Source organism: Paraburkholderia sp. SIMBA_054, from assembly GCF_046534875.1.
GTDB classification, from domain to species: domain Bacteria; phylum Pseudomonadota; class Gammaproteobacteria; order Burkholderiales; family Burkholderiaceae; genus Paraburkholderia; species Paraburkholderia hospita.
This window is the reverse complement of the sequence record NZ_JAWRXV010001365.1, coordinates 1-248: the sequence shown is the minus strand read 5'-3', so window position 1 is coordinate 248 and position 248 is coordinate 1. Positions and strand designations below refer to the sequence as shown.

Genomic DNA, 248 nt, shown 5'->3' with positions numbered 1-248 from the left:
CCGACCGCGCTGGTGACCGGCGGCGTCCACGGTTACGAAACCAGCGGCGTGCACGGCGCGCTGGCATTCCTGCGCGGCCCAGCGGCGACCTACGCCGGGCGTGCCAACCTGCTGGTCGTGCCCTGCGTCAGCCCCTGGGGCTACGAGCGCATCCATCGCTGGAACCCCGATGCGATCGACCCGAACCGCTCGTTCCGCGCCGACAGCCCGGCAGCCGAATCGGCCGCGCTCTGGCAGCTGGTCAGCCC

1 pseudogene is annotated in these 248 nt (G+C 73.0%); it reads left to right on the top strand.

From position 1 onward, the window contains the following. Positions 1–248, top strand: a pseudogene (locus tag SB822_RS59540) (peptidase); the annotation flags it as partial.